The 2,186-nt window shown below is 31.9% G+C and carries 1 protein-coding gene; it reads right to left on the reverse strand.

Annotation, left to right across the window (positions count from 1 at the left end; translation table 11 throughout):
• Positions 1 to 938: 938 nt before the first annotated feature.
• Positions 939 to 1,910, reverse strand: a complete 972-nt coding sequence (arsS, locus tag F6K40_RS39850; RefSeq protein ID WP_293145748.1) for an arsenosugar biosynthesis radical SAM (seleno)protein ArsS — start codon at positions 1,908 to 1,910, stop codon at positions 939 to 941.
• Positions 1,911 to 2,186: the final 276 nt, after the last annotated feature.

The following is a 2,186-nucleotide window of genomic DNA, read 5'->3' on the forward strand; positions in this document are numbered from 1 at the left end:
TATGCTATTTTGGTAAAAATTCTAGTTACTATTGTGAGCATTTTTTAGATTTATGCAGATTTTTTTACTGTTGGCTGGAAATCTTTTTACCCAGTATTAAAGTTAATCATTATTTTCACAAAGTTGAGCTAGGAAAGGGTTAAAATTTTTGTCTTCTAATAAATATTGTTCTAAGGTTTCCAACTCAAATAAATTCAGACTGTAATATACCCAACGACCATTTTTGCAACCTTGAACCTTGAACTAAGCAAGTTTTTTTTGAGAACTCCTAAATGAAAGGATAGTTTTGACCATTTTTTGAATTCAAAATTCACGCATTCAAAGTTCAAAAATTTTGGTTCATTCCTTAATTTGAATAATTTTTGAATTAAGGATTCAAGCCTCTGACTTTCCTAGGTCATGCTGCGCAAACAGGCAGAGGTTATAATTTTGAATTTTGAATTAATTTCCTAGGTCATGCTGCGCAAACAGGCAGAGGTTATAATTTTGAATTTTGAATTAATTTGAATATGGAACATTCAGGAAATTGTATATATTGCAGACACATAATTCTGATGTCTGCAATATAGGATGAAGTAGATATATTTATGGTTTTAGAGACTAGGGAATAGTGAGTAGGGAACAAAGGGAAAAAGCAAAAAATATTCTCACAAGGGCAGCTATATAATTTTTATTATGGCTAATTAATAAAACTTGATATTAGTAGTAAACAAGTAATTAATCTTATTTTCTTCTCTCTCCCTTATGTCTTCTTCCTTCTTCCTCATTAGACATCTCCGAAAATTAAAAATAGAATCAATTCTTATCCATAAATTATCAATTACTCCCCTCTTGGGAGGGGTTAGGGGTGGGTTGCCTGTTCCCAGTTAAGTGTTCCCTGTTCCCTCTTTTCCGGAGATGTCTATTTTAAATTAAACAATATTTTTTCTATGTCTTAATTATACTAATGCACCACCGCAGCTAGATCCAGAACCTGCGGTACAACCATAACAATAATTTGCTATCTGTACTTGTTCAATTATGTCTAAATTATTAGCTTCTAATAACTTAGCTACCGTAATTTTTTCACCTTTCTTTGTTCGAGCCGGAATATTTTCCATTTGATTAAAGTCGCAGTCATAAACATTACCTAAATAATCAATTGATAATTCATTCCGACACATTAAATTTTCTACAGTTTCCCTATTAAAATTTGACTCCAAAAATTCTAGATAAGGCTGATATATCTTTAGATATTCCAGATACATTTTAGTTCTACCTATGGGTATGTTAGTAATTGTGAACAGTTGATTAAACTCGACGTTAAAATGTTCTTTTAAATAAGTCTTATAATCTTGCTCTAGATTTTTTTGATTGGGAGAAAGGGCAAATTTATCACGCAGGGGAACTGGAGGATTATAAACTAAATCTAAGAGCAGATTTTGATTTTTTCCGTATCCTAATCTATTCAACCATTGCAATGCTAGAATTGATTGATTATATACACCATTGCCACGCATTTTATCTACATTATCTTCTAAATAACAGGGCAAGGATGCAATAATTCTGAGTTGATTTTCCGCACAATATTCTGGAATATCTTCAAAACCTGGCACAAAATAAATTGTCAAATTAGAACGAACAATTACTTCTTTATTTTTAGCTCTTGCAACTTCAACTAATTCTTTAAAACCATAATTCATTTCTGGGGCACCACCAGTCAAATCAATTGTTTCAATTTGAGGAAATCTCTTAATTAACTCAACTAATTGTTCACAAATTTCAGGAGTAAGTTCTTCTGTTCTTTTTGGGCTAGCTTCCACATGACAATGACTACAGGCGAGATTACAACGTTTGCCAAGATTAACTTGTAAAACAGTAATTTTTTTCTTGGTTAAGGTTATGCCAATTTTGGTTTGGAAAGGCTTCATTAATGGATAATGGATAATGGATAATGGATAATGGATAATGGATAATTACCTCTCCCTTTTAGGGAGAGGATTGCCTAAAAGGAAAAGATTTATTTCTCTTGGTTGATTGGATATGGCGCCAGTCGCCTATCTATCCCATCCTAACGGACTGGGACCCTTGCCAACCGCTTTTTTCCCCTTTATTGGGGAGGCTTTAAACCTGAATTATTTAATTATTTATTTAATTATTTAATTGTTTAATTATTAATTATTTAGGTTAAAGCTGTTTGAATCATA

The sequence above is a fragment of the Okeania sp. SIO3I5 genome, from assembly GCF_010672085.1.
In the GTDB taxonomy this organism is placed as follows: domain Bacteria; phylum Cyanobacteriota; class Cyanobacteriia; order Cyanobacteriales; family Microcoleaceae; genus Trichodesmium.

Coding starts and splice junctions, on each gene's coding strand:
- arsS (WP_293145748.1), bottom strand. CDS start 1,910: ATGAAGCCTTTCCAAACCAAAATTGGCATAACCTTAACCAAGAAAAAA.